The following is a 744-nucleotide window of genomic DNA, read 5'->3' on the forward strand; positions in this document are numbered from 1 at the left end:
ATATATGGTTATGGTATAGTTTTATTGGAAATGCTAACGATTACCGAGGCAAAGAGTGGGGAAACCCGCTCTTTTGTATTGAACAGGAGAATTTTGTCTCGACATGTTCATCGTTTACTTTTTAGCCCCTGCTCTTTTGAAGCAGGGTTTTTATGCAGAGTGACGAGACGAATATGAGATCGACAGCACAAGGAGGAAGAACATGAGCAAAAAAGTGACTGACACCGTTCAAGAAATGGCTCAGCCAATCGTAGACAGCCTTCAGCTGGAACTCGTTGACATTGAATTTGTCAAAGAGGGCCAAAGCTGGTTCCTTCGCGTGTTTATTGATTCCGATGACGGTGTGGATATTGAGGAATGTGCCAAAGTAAGCGAAGCTTTAAGCGAAAAGCTTGATGAGGCAGACCCAATCAGCCAAAATTACTTTCTTGAAGTCTCATCTCCAGGAGCTGAGTGTCCGCTAAAGAAAAAAGCCGATTTCGAAAAATCACTAGGAAAAAACGTATACATTAAGACGTATGAGCCTATTGACGGCGTAAAAGTGTTTGAAGGTGAACTGGCTGAATTTGATGGACAAACAGTGACAGTTGAGATCACGATCAAAACAAGAAAGAAACGGATCAATATTCCGTATGAAAAGATAGCTAATGCAAGATTAGCTGTTACATTCTAATGAATACAAATGTTTTAAGGGGGGAGACCGTTAAATGAGCAGTGAATTATTAGATGCTCTCACGATTCTTG

The 744-nt window shown here is 40.9% G+C and carries 1 protein-coding gene; it reads left to right on the plus strand.

Features of this window, described 5'->3' with window-relative positions; translation table 11 throughout:
* Positions 1–202: 202 nt before the first annotated feature.
* A complete protein-coding gene (rimP, locus tag ACWHAR_RS26550) occupies positions 203–673 on the plus strand; it encodes a ribosome maturation factor RimP (RefSeq protein ID WP_452088359.1) in 471 nt (156 codons plus the stop codon).
* Positions 674–744 lie beyond the last annotated feature (71 nt).

The sequence above is a fragment of the Bacillus sp. LR--39 genome (assembly GCF_053613335.1).